An 18,997-nucleotide genomic window follows, 5' to 3' on the forward strand; every position below is an offset into this window, starting at 1 on the left:
TTATTTCCCTTCGATGGCCTCTTTGATACCGCTAAGTTGCAGGTTCAAAAAGGTCAGACTGCTTTGATAATCCATACTATTTTGTGAAAACCGGGCCTGCTCGGTATTCAGCTCTACGGTATTGCCATCCTCTGAGGGCTGCATCGGCACACGGTATTTCACGTCAGCCTCGGGCAGCACATTTGTGCGACTTGCCCGTTGCATCTCAGCGGCAAAATCAATATCTTTAGCTTTGAAATTTGGTGTATCGACGTTTGCCAGATTCGCAGTCAGTAGCTCGGTCCTCTCAAGACGTAACTTCACTGCCTGCGGATGTACACCCAATGCCTGCTGAAAACTGATTCCCATTTCTTGCATCACTCCTGCGTAGATATCGCTGTTATTAGCAATATGTATGCCAACTTTTAAGTGATTGATGAGAAATGACTTTATGAAATTCCCCTTCGACATAAGGAAGCCTTCTTTCCCCTTTGCCGCGGAAATGATGCTGGCGTTATGCTGTGTCTTACCCGCACATGCCGCCGTCCATCCCATTCAGCACAGCGCCCGGGAACAGATCAACGCGCGGGTCATAACTGCCGCCGGTCATGAAATTGACGCGCTGGCGAAAAAACAGCAGTGGCAGGACTATCGCTACACGTTCAACGTCTATATTCCCTCAACGGTGAGCACCAGCGCGCTATGCGCAACAGCGCCCCAGATCACTTCCAGCACATCCCCAGGAATGGCCCTGACGCGAATGAACTTTGTGGTGAGTTGTCCGGGCAGCGCGGGCTGGCAATTTAACGTTGCGGTACGCCCCGACGTGTCGGTGCCGGTAGTGATGCCAAAGTCGTTGATTGCCCGAGATACGGTAATTACGGCCAACGACCTGCAGCTTAAAAAATTCAATATCAGCAACCAGCGGGAAGGATTAATGACAAATATGGATGAGGCGATTGGTCTCACCAGCAAGCGCGCCCTGCAACCGGGCAAACCGATTACCCGGAGCGAACTGGTTCAACCGGTGCTGGTCAAACGCGACCAACCGGTGATGATCGTCTCCCATACGGCCGGAATTACCGCCTCGATGCCGGGCGTGGCGTTGAAGAACGGGCGCAAAGGGGATGTGATAAAAATTCGCAACAGCAGCAGCCAGCGGATCATTAGCGGGATGGTGGACGATATCGGCGTGGTCACCACGCTGACGGCCGAGCAGTGAAGGGATTTTTTGTGATGGGATTAAAGTTTTCCTCTCTTACCGTCGCTTTTAGCCAATAACAGATAACCAACCCAACGAAATATGTACGAGGTTGCTATGAAAATTACCCCGACTCTGCCAGGCGATCGCCCTGCATCTACAACCGGGCAGACGCGTTCAGACAAGAGCAGCACGCAGACCACGACCTCCAGCGCCGCGACGCTTTCCGCTGACGATATTACTCAGGCGGGATTGCAAACGGCGCAGCAAACGCTGAACAGCGATCCGCAAAGCGACGTTGATTACGACAAAGTGGCGCAAATGCAGGCCATGCTGGCCGCAGGCGACATGCAGGTTGATACCCAGCAACTGGCTGGTGACATGCTCAGCTTTTTCCAGAAATAAGAGGCCAAAATTGTGAGTACCAGGCTACAGCAGGTGAAAACGCTGCTTCAGGGTATCCGGGAGGACGGGACGCGATATGACGCGCTCAGACACCAGTTGGAACAACAACGTCTGTGCATGATCCGTCGCGCCAGTGAAGAGCTGTTGGCGGTCAATGAGACGATTCAACAGCATTATGAGCAGTTGCAAAACAGCAGCCAGCAGCGCCGCTCAATCCTGCAATTGCTGGGCGTAAGCGTTGATCGTGCAGGGATGGAACAGGTATTTAGCTGGTTGCCAGGCTTACAGAAAAGTGCCGCAGAGGGTTGGTGGCAGAGCCTTGAGCAAAAAGCGAAACGCTGCAAGGCGTACAACGAAAAAAACGGCGAGTTGCTGATCCGCCAGTATGAATTTATTCAGACTTTTTTAGGCACCGAGCCGGATTTTATTTACCAGCGCTAAACCTTCCTTCCCTGACGCGGAAAACGACTTTCCGCGCACACCCTAACTAATTGATATAAATACAATAAAAATTCAGGCATGGATATTGCAATGATGTAGCCAGATTTTGAATTTAGGGATTGCTGAGAACACATTATGAGTATGATTGATTGTTATGAACCTGACTTTGTCCGGTTGTTTTTATCCCACCATCCGGATTCCGCTTTGCTGACCGAAATGCGCTGGAAAACGGAAGTACGACAGAGTCTGGTATTAACCGATCCGGCCAGCTGTCAGGCTGCATTAGGCGATCCCAACGCCTTTGTGCTGCATACCTCACAATGTGCAGCCGATGCGGACAGCCCGGCGTTATCTCCACGCGATCAGGTACTTAATCAATCTGCTCTGCATACCATCACGCTCCCCGGTTTGTCACCGGAACTGCGCTTGTATGCGCTGGGCATCATGCTCTCTTTTTCCGAGAAATGCCCTGGCGACAGCGATCCTATGCTTGAGAAACTGGCCTCGCTGCCGCAGGTTCTGGCCGCCCATGCGCAAAGCGGAAAACTGCAGGAGCAGTTCGTGCAACTGCCCAGCCTGCCCCAACTGCAGCGGGAGCTGATCACCCAAATGGGCAGTTGTGAGTTCAATTGGGATCTGTTGCCGGAAAGCACGCGCAAGCTGACCTTACCTCTGCAGGTAAGTCTGCTGATGCTCCAGGATGCAAACAGTGAGGCTATGCTTCAGCAGCAGTTGCAGGATCAGTGGTTAAATACCTATGAGCGCTACTTTGCCCATGACGCATGGATATTCAGTAACTATCTGATTTATCGCCTGTATCACGATACCTTCCCCCAGCACGAGAGTGAAAGCGCGCTGCAGCGCTTCTTCTGGCTGGTGGCTGACATCTTTATGCTTCGCACCCTATTTTGCCTGTGGACAATGGATGATTCCACGCTGAGCCATGACGAAATCTACGCCCTTTTCGCGCTGTTTGAAGCGTGGCGCAACAGCGAGAATGCCCGCTCGTTGCGTCAGCATATTCTGGATATGTTGTCGGGAGATCCTCTGCTCTCGGCGTTCTCCCTGATTACACGTTAGCGCCTGTTGGCCGGGTACATACCCGGTCCTTTTTCGAATCGCGAATACACATCACCATGTCTGAATCCTCCAAAGCACGTTCCGCCCTGACCGGCATCGTTAAAACGCTCGACACTGGTCGCGAAAAACCGTTTGTCAGCGTCATTACTCCCACGTGGAACCGCGGCGCTTTCTTACCCTATTTGCTGTATATGTTCCGCTATCAGGACTACCCTGCCGACCGCCGGGAGCTGGTGATCCTGGATGATTCCCCACAAAGCCATCAGTCAATCATTGACAGGCTGACGCAGAATCACCCGGAGAAATTCAATATTCGTTATATCTACCATGCGGAAAAACTGACGCTGGGAAAAAAGCGCAACATGCTCAATGCGCTGGCGTTAGGCGAATATATTCTCTGTATGGATGACGATGATTATTATCCGGCGGATAAGATCTCCTACACTATCGACATGATGCAGCGCCACCGGGCGTTGATTTCAGGTTCCGATCAGATCCCCATCTGGTATAGCCATATCAACCGCGTGTTCAAAAGCCGCAGCTTTGGCCCGCAGAACATTCTCAACGGCACCTTTTGCTACCACCGCAACTATTTAAAAAAGCACCGTTACGATGATGAATGTAACTTAGGCGAAGAGGAAGGATTCACTAATCAATTCACCGCGAACCCGCTGCAATTGCCGGGCGAGCGCACCATTATTTGTATCTCGCACAGCCAAAATACGTTCGATAAAGACTTTGTGCTGGGCAGCAGCGAGCCGCTGGAAACCTCGCTGGCACAGGCAATTACAGACCCGATGCTGAAAAACTGGTATCAAAGCCTGCATAACGCCACCCATCATCAGCCGATCCAGTGGGATTACATCGATCAGGTGGTGATCGTGAATCTGGACTCACGCCCGGATCGTTTAGCCCACATCCAGCAAGAGCTGGCGTTTCTCAATTTCCCGACGCAAAAGATCACCCGCCTTGCAGCGTCCGTTGCCACTAACGGCCAGGCTGGTCGCCGCCAGTCCCATCTGCAGGCGCTGCAACTGGCACAGCGTAACGGCTGGAAAAACTACCTGCTACTTGAAGACGATAGCGTGATCCTGAAGCAGGATAAGCATATCCGGGTACTCAATTCACTTCTGAATGCGCTGCTTGGTTTTCCGTGGGAAGTGGTTATCCTCGGCGGGGAAATTAAACAAGGCCGCGAACTCAAAAGCCTCAATGGCATGATCCATGCCCGCGACTGCAATAAGGTTTGCGCCTATCTGGTCAACAGCAGCTATTACCCGGCATTGGCTCAGCAGATGGAGCATGACCTCTCAGATACGCTCGAAGGACAATGGCAGCCGCTGCTGCGTGAAGGGAAATGGCTCTCCTGTTATCCGAGCATCTGCTATCAGCGCGCGGGATACAGCGATATTGAGAAAAAAGAAACCGATAACATCGGTTACTACTTCAACAAAATCAATAAGAAACCCGCCACCGTCAATACGCTGGTAAGCAACCCGCTTCCTACGGCATCCACACAGATAGATGCCATTGGCTTCTATATGGAAACCTCGCTGCACTACGCGGTCTACCGCCCTATCATTACCGCGCTTCAGGCGATGGGCCATACCTGCTCGCTGCTGGTCAGTGACAAAATACCTAAATCGTTTCTGGATGAGATGACCGCGACGATTAAAGCCATCAACGACCCTGCGCTCGGCGGTACGCGTCTTTCAGCGGTCATTGAGAACCGTCAGCGCTTCCGGTGCCTGGTCAGCCCTTACTACACGCCACTGCTGAACGGGCTGGCGGATACCCATGTACGCACCCTGTATGGCCTGGCGAAAGAAGAGTGGAATCATGCCTGGTGGAACGCCTTTTATCACCGCATCCTGTGTTACAGCCACTATAGCCAGCACGCGCTTGATATCGGTGGCAGCGCCAAAGTGGTGGGCAACCCCCGTTTCGATGAGTGGCATAATCACACTTACGATACTGCGCTGCCAAAAAGCCTGAAGCTGAATGCGAAAAAGCAGACCATCCTGTATGCGCCAACCTATGGCGCGCTAAGCTCTCTCCCTCACTGGGCGGAACAGCTCAGCCGGTTAAGTCATGAATACAATGTCGTCACCAAACTACATCATGGCACCCTGCACAGACCGGAAGAAGCCGCCTCTCTGGCACTGGCGCAGCGCTATTTAAAAAACCGAATTGACGATCCACTGCATCTGCTGGCGCTTATCGCGCAGGCGGATTACGTCCTGACAGACAGCAGCGGCTTTATTTTTGACGCCATTGATATGAATAAACGCGTCATTTTACTGAGCTGGCCAGAGATGCCCTTGCTGCTCGATGGTCAACAAAGTTTCTCTACTCCTGACAGCGCTGATCAGCGTATTCGCGATGTTCTCCCGGTGGCACAGGATATACAGACGTTGCGCCACGCACTGTCATCCGCATTTGACTGGGCTGGTCTGGAAGCGCCACTGGAGGAGATTCGCCACCATTATTGCGATGCGTTTAGGGATGGTCAGGCGGGGAAACGGGCGGCTCAGGAGATCGCCGCTTTGCTTACGGAAACAGAGAATGCCCACAGTAATACGCTATTACATAGTCTACAGAGAAAACTTTTTAGCTAAATTTCTGATATGAATTGGCGATAAAACCACCGCTAAACCGGTGGTTTTAATTTTATTGTGGTCGTTTTTTTATAACAATCTCGATACCACTTTCCGCAAATGGTGTGCGAGTTTGATCAAACCGAGGGAGACCAGACAAATAGCTATGATTTAGTAATTCAATTTTCTGAACGTCATGATTTGCGGTTATCGTCTGAATCAATTCCAATACATTTATCGATACCGGTGACCAACTACTTTTTTTGAAGATACTGAAAGTATGCTTGTGATCGGTATTAAAAGTCGATGGCCATACTTTTTGTTCATACATATCTTCGTCAGGAACAGTAATAATGAGATGACCATTTGGTTTAAGCACTCGCATCCAGTTATTGATAGCAATGAACGGGTCAACCACATGTTCCAGACAGTGTGCAGAATACACAAAATCAAAACTATCATCACTAACATTATCTAAGTATTGGGCATCACCTTGTGGTAAGTCATAGACCGTCACCGTTCTCATTAGAGGGAAAAGCGAGTGGTAAATCCCAATACTGTCCGGTCCTCCACCTATATCCAAACCAGCGCCAACAAACCAACGAGAAGTAAACCGTGCATCCATAAGTCGACGATTTACAGACATACTGGTCGTCCCCACAACGCCCCGGTTAATCAGAAACTTACTGGTAACATCCCCAGGTAAAATGAGTGGTTTAATCGCTTCACCAGCTAAACTATGAGGCCATAAAACTGCGTATCCAGTATCTTCAGGATACCAGTGCAAGGAGTGTGTATCGGCAAAACTCTCTAATAGTCCAATAAACTCATTAGCACGATCAAACCCATGATCGGCATATTCTGGTAAAGTACCACTTGTCACGGCAAAGTCTTTCAAATATATTCTGCAATCATCAATAATAACGATCGCATTATCAATTTTACCTTCCAGAATTCGCAACTCGTTAATTAGTGGCAAGCGAATATCTTTATCCCATTCGTCACTGCGATAGTGTTCATTGCAGTAATCTGAACCAGGATAATGAGCATCCAGAAAAATGAGACTACGGCGGCTCCTTAAAATATCATTGACCGCTTCCGAGTTCAGAAATGATAAGCTATCATCCGGACAAACTGTAATATTTTCATTTTTTTCTTGTAGTGCTTTTTCATACAATGGCTGATATATCTCACAGGACAACGCATGGTGAAAACCTGCCGACAATGCCATACGACATGAGTTACCAATACCATACCCAGTTTCAACCAAATGCGTCACCTGGTATTTTTCAACTATTTTGCGTAAAGGAAAACGACCTAAAGACCCCATAACTACTCCATTTAGAATATTTAATCATAGAAATACTTAAGAATTTTTCACATAATCATCAGAACTCAAAAATAATTGAATCTGATGCCAAAAATATTCGGCGGTAACCTTCTTCATGCACCGATATTTTTTATCATTTGGACACCATACAGAAAACTCCTCACCTCGTGGAGGCATAAATTCTTTACCTAGTTTATTTTTAAAGAATTGCGGACTCATGATAAGGTGACCGCATTGACCAAACTGACATCCCGTATCAATACCCAAAGCATTCCATCCATACTTACCATTCCTGTAGGGCAATCGGTAACTGGCCGGAATAATAGAGTACAACGCGCAAATAGCAATTGAAGTGAGTCCAGCAAGTGCGACAGGACCAGAATCACAAGCAACCAGTAGCTGACACCGCTCCATCAAATAAATCATCTCAAGCATAGAGAACTGATTAATGCAATTGATAGCCTCCGGGATATCTATATCCATCATTTTCTTCTCTTGATACTTATTATTATCGCTGCCAATAATGACAACTTTCCAGCCTGCAGCAATAAAGTATTTCGCGAGTTGATTCCATCCCTTTTCGGTCCACGTCCGGTTTGGAGAGCCTATATTGGGATGTAATAAGACTGTTTTTTCTTTCTGCAAATGATGATTATGAATAAAATCATTGACGTTTTTCTTATCCAATGACACCAATGAAATCATAGGCTGCTTATTACACAAGGAATGATTATGAATACTATCACCGATAAAAGCATCCGTCATATGTTCAGATGCTACTATATCCTCCCAGTGGCCAAGGAAATGAAATTTATTTTCCTGACGCGCAATCGCAATATCAATAAAAGCATCTTCTGTCAGCGCATTGATATCCCAATACTGTGCCACCACAGGACTTGAAGCGATAAGGTCATGATACAATTTGTGTGCAATAAAGATAAAATCCTCATCATGACATTCTCTAAATGCAGTAAGGCAACCCAACGCGTAGATCGCGTCCCCCATCGACCCAGGACAATAAAATACCCTTTTCTTAAACGAACCGGGTTTAACACCAACCAACTCATTTACATGATAAATTTTCTTATTGCTAAAGTTGATGTGACCAGCGTACTTATCAGTATCTTCTGGTAACTCTGTTGTTAGAAAAAATAGAATACTTTTCTCTGGCGCTTGATATAGTTCATCTGAAAAATATCCGGCAATGGCTAAAGGTAATATTTCTAGAACCTTTAAAAAATTAAGAGTAATTAACTCAGGGAGTTTGATAGCCTTGCATCCCAACTGACGTAATATTTCACCATCGACTTCACCCTCTTTCTTTTCGCGGAAGAGAAGGATTTTCTCTTCAGAAATTGCAAATTCATTGATTGCATGCTGAATAACGTCCACAAGCGCTTCTTGATGTTGTTTTTTCAGCGAGGGAAAGCGAGGTGAGGTGCTGAGTAATAGTAGAGATGACGAGCTTATCTTTCGTAATTGAGAATAAATACCATTTGGTATCTTGAATAGCTCCAGAAAATCCGTTATTTTATTTTCATCGATTGCCGGTACATTACCACAAGGCAATTTCTTTGAATTTTTGAATGAGCTATTCTCTTGTAGATAATAAGTTGTTGTTAACACTTTATGCCAGGCATATCCGGCGGCAATATTCCACTCATCTTTTGGCATGTTATGATTATTATTTAATGCCATACTTATGGTATTACCATATCCAGTGACCAATTTATTAAATAAATTTACGGGGATTTTTTCAAGTGCAGAAGCAGCAACTAGCTCGGCTATCTCTCCTTCATAAACATGAAGATGGATTAGCGACCGAAAAGAGTTTAATTTCATCAACAACGGAATAAGTAAGTCATAGCTTTCAGCCAGCGCCGCATGGATATCTAGTGCTGTTGGCGAGAGCTTAGTTAGTACATGTGATATTTTATCCAGCGCAGGCAGTAGTGTGGATTCATTATATTTAAAAACAATATTTGAATTCTTTTCCAGCCATTTTTCACTCAATCTATCAGAACAAATAAATAATATATTAACTACTCCATCCATATCTTGAATAAAATTAGACATTTGAAGCGGCAGCGTAACTTCTTTAGTTTCAATGAATAGTCTTATTTTCATATTATTTTACAGGTTTTGATTTTGGTTGGTAATTACCTCAATAATCGAGGTGGTGGATATCGATGGCGTTCTGGGAAAATAGACCACTTCGCACAGGTACGACAAACTATCAAAGCGCCCTGCCCAGTCATCGCCCATCACCAGCGTATCGGCGTTAAACTGGCGAATATAGTCCGCTTTTTTCTCCAGCGACTCTTCGAGAAACACGCTGTCCACACATTTCAGCCCGGCAACAATCCCCATGCGATCGCTTTGGCTGTAAACCGGCATCCGACCTTTTTTCTGCATATTTAGCGCATCTGAAGAGATACCGACGATCAGTCGCTCCCCCAACTGTCCGGCACGTTGCAGAATACGCAAATGCCCGATATGAAAAACATCAAAGGTGCCGAAAGTAATGATCGTTTTCATATCACTCCCAGCGTCTTCTGTCTTAGCCAGCATTGTGCGGCAATTTCATCTACGGCTTTTTGCTCTTTAATCAGTGCCTCATTGCTCAGTTCATCGCGCTTATCATCGAGCGTCATGGCGACAATTTTCTGTTCGTATGCCGCTGACACCAGGTTTTTCTGAATACGCTGCTCTTTGATTTTAGCCAGCGTTTTCTCCTGCTCTTGCCAGGCAACAACCGTGCGCAGCGTGCCTTTGTATCCGGTCACATTTTTGAGTGATTCAACGCAAGGCACCTCCACGCCGGTGCCGGTTTTTTGAATCAGGTAGCCCAGCGCTTTGATATTATTGTCAAAACCGATGCAAACTTGTTGCTGTTTAGCCAGCTGTACCGTCATATCTTTGACTGATTTATCCCGCAGGCGCTGCAGTTGCGCCAGGGTATCGATAATTTGCCGCATGATTATTTACCTTCCGTTTTCTTTGCCTGCGGGAAAAGGGTCTGTAAGCGGCTTTGCACCAGCTCCAGAGAGGCCGGTTCACTGACTTCCTGGCGCAGAAAACGCTCAATGGCGGGGAACACTTTGACGGCCTTATCCACGCCGGGATCGGCTCCTGCAACATATCCGCCCAACGGGATCAGCGGCTTAATTTCCATATAGGCGGCATAGTTCTGTTTGATCAGGCGGGCCGACTGCTGGTGCGCGTGGGGCGTTACCTGGGTCATGCATCGACTGATCGACTGCCCGATATCAATAGCCGGATAATGTCCGGCCTCCGCCAGCTTACGGGTCAGAACAATGTGCCCGTCCAGCACCGCACGCGCGCAGTCGACGATCGGATCCTGCTGATCGTCTCCTTCCGCCAACACCGTATAAATGGCGGTCATTGACCCATCGCTTTCACTGTTGCCAGCGCTTTCCACAAGCTTTGGGATCATGCCGAACGCCGACGGTGGATAGCCTTTCGTCGCCGGAGGTTCACCCAGTGATAACGCAATCTCGCGCTGCGCCATGGCATAACGGGTTAACGAATCCACCAGCAGCAAAACGTGATGTCCGCGATCGCGAAACCAGGCGGCAATAGAGTGGCAAAGCTCGGTGGCTTTCAAACGCATTAACGGTGACTCATCCGCAGGCGCCGCCACGATAATTGATTTTGCCAACCCTTCCGCGCCCAGAGCGTGATCGATAAACTCCTTCACCTCGCGGCCACGCTCGCCAATTAACCCCACCACCACGATGTCGGCCTTGGTCTGGCGGGTGATCATCCCCAGCAGTACGCTTTTTCCCACGCCGCTGCCGGCCATCAAACCCACACGCTGGCCTTTGCCGATAGTTAGCAGACCGTTGATTGCTTTAACGCCAACATCCAGCGGTTGGTTCACCGACCGACGCGTGAGGGGGTTAATGGAAGGTGCCTGAGGCGGCAATACGTCATTGCCCGTCAGACGCCCTTTGGCATCCAGCGGTTCGCCCAGGCCATTAACTACCCGCCCCAGCCAGCTTTCGCTGATCAGGATCTCCTGGGTTTTTTCTTCGGGGAAAACGCGCGCCCCCGCCATCAGTCCGACGGGATGCTTGAAGGGCATCAGGTAGGTGATATCGCGGTTAAACCCCACCGCCTGCGCGTCGATCAACGTATGGTCGGCGCTTTCGACGCGGCACAGCTGTCCAGTCGCCAGCGGACAGCCCACGCTCTCCAGCAAAATGCCGTTTACGCGCACCAGTCGCCCGGCAACCCGGGCTAAAGGGATCGACTCAATGGAACGCAGCGCGTTGTCAACGCTGGACAGGTCACTCACCCGTCGGCTCCGGCAGCAGCGACTCTTTGAGCGCCGACATGCACTGGTCGAGTCGATGTTCGCAGCCAATATCCAGCTCGGATTTATCGGTAATCACCCGACACTCGCCCGCCTGCAGTTCGGGTGATGGGGTCAGCCCCCATTCAGTGACCTTCTCCGGGGCAGCATCTTTGATACGGTTAAATTCTTCATGACTTAGCAGGACCTGTAGCGACTCAGGCATCGCAGGAAAGGCCGAAATCGCCTCTTCAACCAGCGACAGTAACTGCGTCGGTTGCAGCGCCAGCTCGCAACGAATCACCTGGCGAGTGACCTTTTCAACCAGTTGCAGCAGGTCTTCCCGCTGTTTACGCTGAATGTGCGCCAGGTAGTCGTTCACTTTGCCAGTGATGGCTTCCAGCGGTTGCGCTGCTTGCTCAAACTGCTTACGCCCTTCCTGCTGCCCGGCCAGGCTGCCTTCAGTGTATCCCTGACGACGGCCTTCATCGTGCCCCTTCTGATGACCTTCCTGAAAGCCCTGCTCCTGACCTTCCGTCATCCCCTGTTCAAAGCCTTTTTGCAGGCCTTCCTGGAAGCCGTCCATCAGTTGGCGCTGATAATCCGCAGGCGTGATCCCCGGCGTGAGCTGTTCAGCCTGCAAATGGCGCTGGCGAGGAGGAAAGCGGTGCAGTCGGTAACGACCACGAATGGTTTCAATCGCCATGTGTTACTCCGCCGTCTGTTCAGCAAACAGCTGTAGCTGAATTTCACCCGCTTCCTCAAGCTCGCGGGCAATCCCCATGATTTCACGGCGGATCTGTTCAATACGGCTCACCGGAACCGGACCCAGGCGCGACGTTATCGCCTCCAGCTGTTGTACCTGACGCTTAGGCATCACGGCATAAATCGACCGGCGCAACAGCGCTTCGGTACCTTTCAGCGCCACAGCCCAGTCTTCCATCGGCACTTCATCAAGGAGACGACGGCGCACCTCATCACTTTGGCGGCTCAGGATAAAGAAGTCGTACATTTCGTCCTGCAACTGCTCAAGAACATCTTCATCGCGTTCACGCAGCTGATCGAGGATCACCTGTTGGTTACCCTGGAAGCGGTTAACGATATCCGCGGCCTGCTTGATCCCCTTCACTTTCGAACCATGTTCGGACAGCACCGACAGCCCACGTTCGATCAACCGATCCAGCTCATCCACAACATCGCGATTCACATCGTTGAGCTTGGCAACCCGATAGAGGATCTCGTTTTGCACCGACTCATTCATGTAAGACAGTACCGTGGCCGAGATCTCCGGCGTCAGGAAGGCAAGGAAGACGGCCTGCAATTGCAAATGTTCTTCGGAGATCAGTATCGCCAGCTGGCGCGGTTCCACCCACTGTAAACGCGCCATCCGCGAGCGGATCTCATCACCATAAATGCCGTTGATCACGCTGCTGGCGATTTCTGTTCCCAGCGCTTTATTGAGGATCCCTTGCAGCATGGAACGCGAGGCACCGTTGATGCCGCTCTGCTCGCGGAACTCATCAAAAAAGTTATTGATCACTTTTTTCGCCATGCTGGTTTTCACGCCAGACAGACGCGCCATGTTTTCACTCAGACGAATCACCTCTTCACGGCTGAGCTTTTGCATCACCGTGGCTGCCGCCTCCTCGCCCAGACACAGCAATAAAATTGCGGCCTGTTCCAGGTAGCTGTTGTTACTGCCGTTATTTATTGTCAATTCGCTCATTGCTGGTAATCCATTGTCTGAGAACTTCAGCTACGCGATCGGTGTCGCTCATCGCCAGTTTTTGCAGGAACTCCAGCTTCACTTCCAGACCGGAACTCTGCGAAGGCAAGCTGTCGTCACCAGGGAAAGAAGGCAGTTCAATATTTTTGCGTTCATCTTCAGCAGCCGCAAAATGGGGCTTGTCCGCAGGGATCGCGATCGGTGCGGCGTCCAGCGCCAGTTCAGGCGCAGAGGTCCGGCGGCGCTCGACAGTCAAACGTTTCATGACCGGGCGCACGACAAACAGCAGCAGCAGTAACGCCAGCAGGCCACAGCCAATTAAGCGAACCCAGGCCAGAATGCTGTCATCCTTCCATAAAGGCAGCGTCGGCTCGACGGGGATCGACTGCGGCACAAAGTTGAGCAGGGATAAGGACAGATTGTCGCCACGCTTTGCATCAATCCCGGCAGCGTTATTCAACAGCGTCGTCAGCTGCGTGGTTTGTTCCGGTTTCCAGTTCTTTAATGCCGGCGCGCTCTGGTTGAGGACTATGGCCACATTTAAACGTTTGATGTCGAATCCAGGGTGCTGGATATGTTCAACGCTACGGTCCCAGGAGTAGTCGCGTTTGTTCTCGCTATGTTTTGACAGCGCGGCTGGCTGGCGAGAATCCTCAGGCGTCGTCCCTGTGGCGCCATTTCCCGCCTGGTTTGCCGCCAACGGTGGACGATTGCTCAGCGAGCCGGGGATCCCCATGGCGATTTGGTTGGTATCACTATCGAGTACCGTTTCTTCACGATTAACCTTCGGCGTGTCACCGTAGTGCTCCTGGGTTTCATCGATATTGCTCAGATCGAGATCCGGCATCACGCTCACGCGGTAATTGCCGGTTCCGACCAGCGAGTCGAGGACATTGGCGAGACTGGCGCGGGTCTTATCCTGAATATCTTTGAGGATCTGGTCGCGCTTACGCGTCGCCGCAGAAACGGCTTCTCCCGCGCCAATGCCGTCGGACAGTAAATTCCCCGCCTGGTCGACAACGCTAACCTTCGAGGCATTCAAATTGGGCACACTGCCGGACACCAGATGCACAATGGCATTTACCTGGTCCATGTCCAGCTTGCTGCCATAATGCAGACGCACCACTACTGAAGCGCTGTTTTGCGGCTCATCGCTGACGACAAATGAACTCTCTTCATTCAGCGCCAGATGCACGCGGGCGCTCTCAACGGCGTCCAGCGTCATGATGCTCTGCGCCAGTTCACCTTCCAGGCTCCGCTTATAGCGGACGTTCTGCACAAACTGACTGGCGCCCAGCACTTCGTCTTTATCCATCAGCTCGTAGCCGCTGGGCAGCATGGCTTGCACGCCTTTCGCCGCCAGCGTCATCCGCGTTTTCGACAGCGCCTCTTCCGGAACCAGAATTTGCCCGCTTTGCGGGTCGATACGATATTCCAGCTTTTCACCATCCAGCACGGTGACTATTTGTGAAACCGGGAGATGTTCCTGACTACCGTACAGCGAAACATAGCCGTGATTGCTGTTCCACAGCACGCTGACAATAATGGCAGTCGCCGCAATGGCCGCTGCCGCCAGTAACGCCAGACGTTTATTACCATCCAGGCGAAAAGAGAACGAGGGTAAAAACTGAGTGAGTTTTTTTATTAATTCATTCATAGCGTTAGACTGACATGCTCATCAGGTCATTGAATCCGGAAGCGACTTTATTTCTGACCTGAACCAGAGCAGAAAACGATAACGATGCCTGCTGACTGGCAATCATGGCCCCCGCCAGGTCGTCGCTTTTCCCCATCTCAATGGCCGTTTGTTTTTGCTCCGCGACCTGCTGAAATTGATCAACATGATTCAGCGCGCCTTGCATGACGTGGTCGAACGAGACCGGAGATGATGCCGACTGGGCGCCCACGGCGTTAATCTGCATTGGCGAAAGGACAGGTGCCTGAGCGACCGCTTTCATCTGCTGCATGTCCTGCATCATTTGCGTCTGCATCGTACTGGCTGGGGCTATCGTATTTATGCTCATGACCTACTCTTAAAATTAAAAAAGCGTTCTCGCTACCACAGACTGATTCAGGAAAAGATCTCTATTCCCTGTTTTCGCATTGACGCCAGACGATAACGAAGCGCGCGTGGGGTAATGCCTAATAAATCAGCAATTTTGGTTTTATTACCCTGATATTTACGCATCAGGTCAGCGATATATTGATACTGCGCGCTACGGCCATGCTGACCCAGATTATCGCTGGTCGTTATTGGCATACTGGGCTTTGGCTGCCATTGCGGTTCGCTCCAGGAATCAGATTCAATGGATGGCAGACCTAAGGTATCGGGATAAATGACACCATCACGATTCAGGATCATTCCCCGTTGGATAGCGTTCTCAAGTTGACGCACGTTCCCCGGCCATTCGTAGCTGAGTAACGCCCGGCGTGATGATTCAGAAAGCTTGATATTTTTAACCAGTACCGTGGAATATTTTTTGATAAACGACTCCGCCAGCGGAATAATGTCTTCCATACGCTCGCGCAGCGGCGGCATCGTCAACGGAATAACTGACAACCGATAATAGAGATCTTCTCTGAAGCGTCCTGCAGCCACTTCTTCTTCAAGATTTTTATTGGTACAGGCAATTAAACGGAAGTTCAGTTTGATTAAACGGTTACTGCCTAAGCGCTCAACCTGTTGCTCCTGCAATACACGCAATATTTTAGCCTGTAGCGCTAAAGGCATATCGCCAATCTCATCCAGTAATAATGTACCGTTATTGGCTAATTCCATTTTCCCCGGCACGGTCGCCACTGCTCCGGTGAATGCCCCTTTGTCATAACCAAACAACGTGGCTTCGAGCATATTTTCAGGGATAGCGGCACAGTTCACCCCGATATAGGGGGCCTGTGGCTCCTGCGCAAACGTAATTGAATGGATAAATTTGGCGATACATTCTTTACCAGTACCGGTTTCACCATGGATAAGCACTGGAACATTAAACGCAGCAATACGCCTTGCCATTGAAAAAACATTGATACTGGAGGCTGCTTCGGCAATAAGTTCAAACATGATTATTTTACACTTAGAAGTAAAGTTAACATCCGTTACGAGAAATATACAAATCATTCCAAAGCACAATCATCGAATAATAGATATCGCCCGTGCCATGTTTTAATCCCATCCTTGCTCATGTTTTACCGCCCCATCAAAGGGCAGCCCTATCGAAGACTATTTCAAAATAGGGTTTTTCCTAAAAAAATAGTAACACCGGTGCCTTTAACAATCTTAAATTAAAAGATAATAAAATTATTATTCCATAAAAAACAACAAGTTATGGATTTAGAGGTATGAAACCAAGGCACACAAGACGTGCCTTACCAAGGTAAGAGGATTAGCGGGGAGCATCACGTATACGTAATTAATTATTTTTTAATTATAACCTGACACCATTAATAACTTGCAGAGGAGAGAGGTAAAATATCTAATGTCCAGCCCTACATCAGAGACGAGAGTAGGTACTGCATTTCATATCTAATGGACTTCAACAATATGAGAAAGCGTCAAGGATGAACCATAAATTAAATGGAGTAGTATTTTCTTTTATAACCGCGGGATTTGATATCAACTCATCCGCCCCAGAAATTACAGCTGAGAAAGCGTACCATGCTGAAATATAGTCAAACGCCCGGAATCTTTAAACTTGAAGGCAACCGGCTTGGGCGTCCTTATCATCGTCTGCCGACTATGTTTACGGGTAATTTTGATACAATTGAATCACATCTCGGAAACTATTTCCTGAAAAAACATCGCACAAATATAACACTCAGAAAAATACAATGTGAGATGGACGTTATCAATAAAAGCGCTGAGTTATTAGTCTCGCAGGTTGGACATTTGGCTTTTGATATCGATCGCGCGTTATTGTTAATGTTATTAGGTAACTTTTATGGCCTGACTTCATCGCTTGCAGACGAAAATTCAGAAGATGATTTACCAACCAAGACGGAAACCCGGCTGAGAAGCAGGCTGGCGCTGGATATTAGCAATATCATCTTTAATAAAAACATATCAGGCATTCCGCTGACGCTTAAACCTGACAGCAGTACCGTACAAACACATTGGGCTTATCAGCTCACTTTTGTTTTAGGTGATGAGGAGAATTGCAGTTTCCGCATCTTACTGGACGATTCCCATACCGATTACATTCTGAATTTAATCCGCCGTAGCGAGCACGGCGAGAAGAAAAAGCAGGTTGATAAAGCCAATGTTGAGATGCGTAAAAAAACGCTGATTAAAGAAATCATTCATACGCTGCCGCTGACCATGAACGTCAAGATTGCAGAAATTCCCCTCAATGTCGCCGACCTGACGACAATTAAACCCGGGGATATTTTACCTATCGCAATGCCTGAAACTTTCCCTGTTTATATTGGGAAATCCGAATTATTTAATGCCCTGATCGTAGAGGACAAAGACAAACTGTTTTTATCCGAATTAACGAGCAAGACGGAGAAATCCTATGAGTAAGCCAGAAGATATTTTAGAGCAAGGTTTCGAGTTAGCGCCCGAAACAACCACGCCAACGGCACCGTCGGCAACAGAAACGTTGGTGGCGCGTTTAGAAGACCGCTTTTCCGAGTCGATGTCATTACTCAAACGTATTCCGGTCACGCTAACGCTGGAAGTGTCATCCGTGGAAGTGATGCTGTCCGATCTGCTGAACATTGATGACGACACCGTCATTGAGATGGACAAGCTTGCCGGTGAACCGCTGGATATTAAGGTTAATAACATCCTGCTGGGCAAGGCTGAAGTGGTGGTGGTCAATGAAAAATATGGCCTGCGCGTCCTTGAATTCAACACGCATGAAATCAACGACCTGGCACCATGAAACGCGCACCAACCCTCACGCTCATACTGGGTATCTCATTACTCATCCTTTCTCCCTTTGCCTGCGCGCAAGGGGGAGATATCCCGTTGCTGAATGTGATTTCACACGGTAATAGCCAGGAATACAGCGTAAAAATCCAGGTCCTGATCCTGATGACCCTGGTGGGCATTCTGCCAACCCTGGTGCTGATGATGACCTGCTTTACGCGTTTTATTATTGTTCTCTCCCTGCTGCGCCAGGCGTTGGGGCTACAGCAAACGCCACCCAACCGCATACTGATAGGCATTGCGCTGTCGTTAACCATGCTGGTGATGCGTCCGGTCTGGATCAACATTTACGACCACGCGGTTGTGCCTTTTGAAAACGATCAAATCACACTCCCTGACGCCCTGAGCACTGCCGCCTCGCCCCTGAAGCGCTTTATGCTGGCGCAGACCAACAAAAAAGCGATTGCGCAGATCATGACGATCGCCAACGCGAAAGGTAATGCAGCCGATCAGGATCTCTCCATTATCGTCCCGGCGTATGTGCTGAGCGAACTTAAAACCGCCTTCCAGATAGGCTTCATGATTTACATCCCGTTCCTGGTGATCGACCTGATCGTCGCCAGCGTGCTGATGGCGATGGGGATGATGATGCTGTCCCCGCTGATCGTTTCCCTCCCCTTTAAGCTGATGCTGTTTGTGCTTATTGACGGTTGGGCGCTGACCGTCGGTACGCTGACCTCCAGTATTCGCGGTCTGGGACTGGGCTAACGGAGATCGGATATGTTAACCATTGATGTAGCCGCAGATATCGTCGCCAGCGGCATAAAAGTCGTGATCATTTTAGTCTGCGTGTTGGTCGTTCCCAGCCTGCTGGTGGGGATGCTGGTCAGCATTTTTCAGGCCGTTACGCAGATTAACGAACAAACGCTCAGCTTTTTGCCCAGGCTTATCGTCACCCTCGCAGTTTTGGGCATTAGCGGAAAATGGATGATCGTCCAGTTAAGCGATCTCTGCGTGCATCTGTTCACTCAGGCCGCCTTTCTGGTGCACTGA

At 49.2% G+C, this 18,997-nt stretch carries 20 protein-coding genes; 9 read left to right on the forward strand and 11 right to left on the reverse strand.

The window, feature by feature from the left end; translation table 11 throughout:
* Positions 1 to 348: a flagellar basal body rod protein FlgB gene (gene flgB, locus HV243_RS19810; RefSeq protein ID WP_016151840.1), complete on the reverse strand. Its 348-nt coding sequence runs from the start codon at positions 346 to 348 to the stop codon at positions 1 to 3.
* Positions 349 to 430: 82 nt separating this feature from the next.
* On the opposite strand from flgB, the gene flgA reads away from it, so the two are divergent.
* From flgA to HV243_RS19835, 5 genes are all read left to right on the forward strand, one after another.
* Positions 431 to 1,201, forward strand: a complete 771-nt coding sequence (gene flgA, locus HV243_RS19815) for a flagellar basal body P-ring formation chaperone FlgA (RefSeq protein WP_053389944.1) — start codon at positions 431 to 433, stop codon at positions 1,199 to 1,201.
* 96 nt (positions 1,202 to 1,297) lie between these two features.
* A complete protein-coding gene (flgM, locus tag HV243_RS19820; protein ID WP_016151838.1) occupies positions 1,298 to 1,585 on the forward strand; it encodes a flagellar biosynthesis anti-sigma factor FlgM in 288 nt (95 codons plus the stop codon).
* 12 nt (positions 1,586 to 1,597) lie between these two features.
* Positions 1,598 to 2,026, forward strand: a complete 429-nt coding sequence (locus HV243_RS19825; protein ID WP_053389943.1) for a flagellar protein FlgN — start codon at positions 1,598 to 1,600, stop codon at positions 2,024 to 2,026.
* A 135-nt stretch (positions 2,027 to 2,161) separates the two neighbouring features.
* Entirely contained in the window at positions 2,162 to 3,106 is a 945-nt protein-coding gene (locus HV243_RS19830; protein WP_053389942.1) for a hypothetical protein, read from the forward strand.
* 56 nt (positions 3,107 to 3,162) lie between these two features.
* On the forward strand, positions 3,163 to 5,724 hold the full coding sequence (locus HV243_RS19835; RefSeq protein WP_053389941.1) for a glycosyltransferase: 2,562 nt from the start codon (positions 3,163 to 3,165) through the stop codon (positions 5,722 to 5,724).
* A 52-nt stretch (positions 5,725 to 5,776) separates the two neighbouring features.
* Here HV243_RS19835 and HV243_RS19840 read toward each other — a convergent pair whose 3' ends face one another.
* From HV243_RS19840 to HV243_RS19885, 10 genes are read right to left on the reverse strand one after another with little or no spacing between them, the layout of a single operon-like run.
* Complete coding sequence (locus tag HV243_RS19840; protein ID WP_081000497.1) at positions 5,777 to 7,033, reverse strand: class I SAM-dependent methyltransferase; 1,257 nt, start codon at positions 7,031 to 7,033, stop codon at positions 5,777 to 5,779.
* Positions 7,034 to 7,069: 36 nt separating this feature from the next.
* A complete protein-coding gene (locus tag HV243_RS19845) occupies positions 7,070 to 9,160 on the reverse strand; it encodes a glycosyltransferase family 9 protein (RefSeq protein ID WP_242672060.1) in 2,091 nt (696 codons plus the stop codon).
* Positions 9,161 to 9,166: 6 nt separating this feature from the next.
* Positions 9,167 to 9,571, reverse strand: a complete 405-nt coding sequence (locus tag HV243_RS19850; RefSeq protein WP_016151832.1) for an adenylyltransferase/cytidyltransferase family protein — start codon at positions 9,569 to 9,571, stop codon at positions 9,167 to 9,169.
* Positions 9,568 to 10,011, reverse strand: coding sequence for a flagellar FliJ family protein (locus HV243_RS19855; RefSeq protein WP_053389589.1), 444 nt, complete (start codon positions 10,009 to 10,011; stop codon positions 9,568 to 9,570). The genes HV243_RS19850 and HV243_RS19855 overlap by 4 nt, the downstream gene beginning before the upstream one ends.
* A gap of 2 nt (positions 10,012 to 10,013) precedes the next feature.
* Positions 10,014 to 11,354, reverse strand: coding sequence for a flagellar protein export ATPase FliI (gene fliI / locus HV243_RS19860; RefSeq protein ID WP_053389588.1), 1,341 nt, complete (start codon positions 11,352 to 11,354; stop codon positions 10,014 to 10,016).
* The gene (gene fliH / locus HV243_RS19865; RefSeq protein WP_053389587.1) at positions 11,347 to 12,057 is read right to left on the reverse strand and encodes a flagellar assembly protein FliH; all 711 of its coding nucleotides are present in this window, start codon (positions 12,055 to 12,057) and stop codon (positions 11,347 to 11,349) included. Before fliH ends, fliI begins: the two co-directional genes overlap by 8 nt.
* A gap of 3 nt (positions 12,058 to 12,060) precedes the next feature.
* Positions 12,061 to 13,077: a flagellar motor switch protein FliG gene (locus tag HV243_RS19870; RefSeq protein WP_053389586.1), complete on the reverse strand. Its 1,017-nt coding sequence runs from the start codon at positions 13,075 to 13,077 to the stop codon at positions 12,061 to 12,063.
* The gene (gene fliF, locus HV243_RS19875) at positions 13,055 to 14,734 is read right to left on the reverse strand and encodes a flagellar basal-body MS-ring/collar protein FliF (protein WP_053389585.1); all 1,680 of its coding nucleotides are present in this window, start codon (positions 14,732 to 14,734) and stop codon (positions 13,055 to 13,057) included. The genes HV243_RS19870 and fliF overlap by 23 nt, the downstream gene beginning before the upstream one ends.
* Before the next feature lie 4 nt (positions 14,735 to 14,738).
* Positions 14,739 to 15,101, reverse strand: coding sequence for a flagellar hook-basal body complex protein FliE (locus HV243_RS19880; protein ID WP_029139418.1), 363 nt, complete (start codon positions 15,099 to 15,101; stop codon positions 14,739 to 14,741).
* A 47-nt stretch (positions 15,102 to 15,148) separates the two neighbouring features.
* On the reverse strand, positions 15,149 to 16,135 hold the full coding sequence (locus HV243_RS19885; protein WP_016151826.1) for a sigma-54 dependent transcriptional regulator: 987 nt from the start codon (positions 16,133 to 16,135) through the stop codon (positions 15,149 to 15,151).
* A gap of 594 nt (positions 16,136 to 16,729) precedes the next feature.
* Between HV243_RS19885 and HV243_RS19890 the strand changes: the two genes are divergently transcribed.
* From HV243_RS19890 to HV243_RS19905, 4 genes are read left to right on the forward strand one after another with little or no spacing between them, the layout of a single operon-like run.
* Positions 16,730 to 17,593, forward strand: a complete 864-nt coding sequence (locus tag HV243_RS19890; protein ID WP_019076071.1) for a FliM/FliN family flagellar motor switch protein — start codon at positions 16,730 to 16,732, stop codon at positions 17,591 to 17,593.
* Positions 17,586 to 17,957, forward strand: coding sequence for a FliM/FliN family flagellar motor switch protein (locus HV243_RS19895; protein WP_016151824.1), 372 nt, complete (start codon positions 17,586 to 17,588; stop codon positions 17,955 to 17,957). Before HV243_RS19890 ends, HV243_RS19895 begins: the two co-directional genes overlap by 8 nt.
* Positions 17,954 to 18,712, forward strand: coding sequence for a flagellar type III secretion system pore protein FliP (fliP, locus tag HV243_RS19900; protein WP_016151823.1), 759 nt, complete (start codon positions 17,954 to 17,956; stop codon positions 18,710 to 18,712). Before HV243_RS19895 ends, fliP begins: the two co-directional genes overlap by 4 nt.
* 12 nt (positions 18,713 to 18,724) lie before the next feature.
* A complete protein-coding gene (locus HV243_RS19905; protein WP_131351814.1) occupies positions 18,725 to 18,997 on the forward strand; it encodes a flagellar biosynthetic protein FliQ in 273 nt (90 codons plus the stop codon).

The organism is Citrobacter sp. RHBSTW-00599 (assembly GCF_013784065.1).
GTDB lineage: Bacteria > Pseudomonadota > Gammaproteobacteria > Enterobacterales > Enterobacteriaceae > Citrobacter > Citrobacter braakii.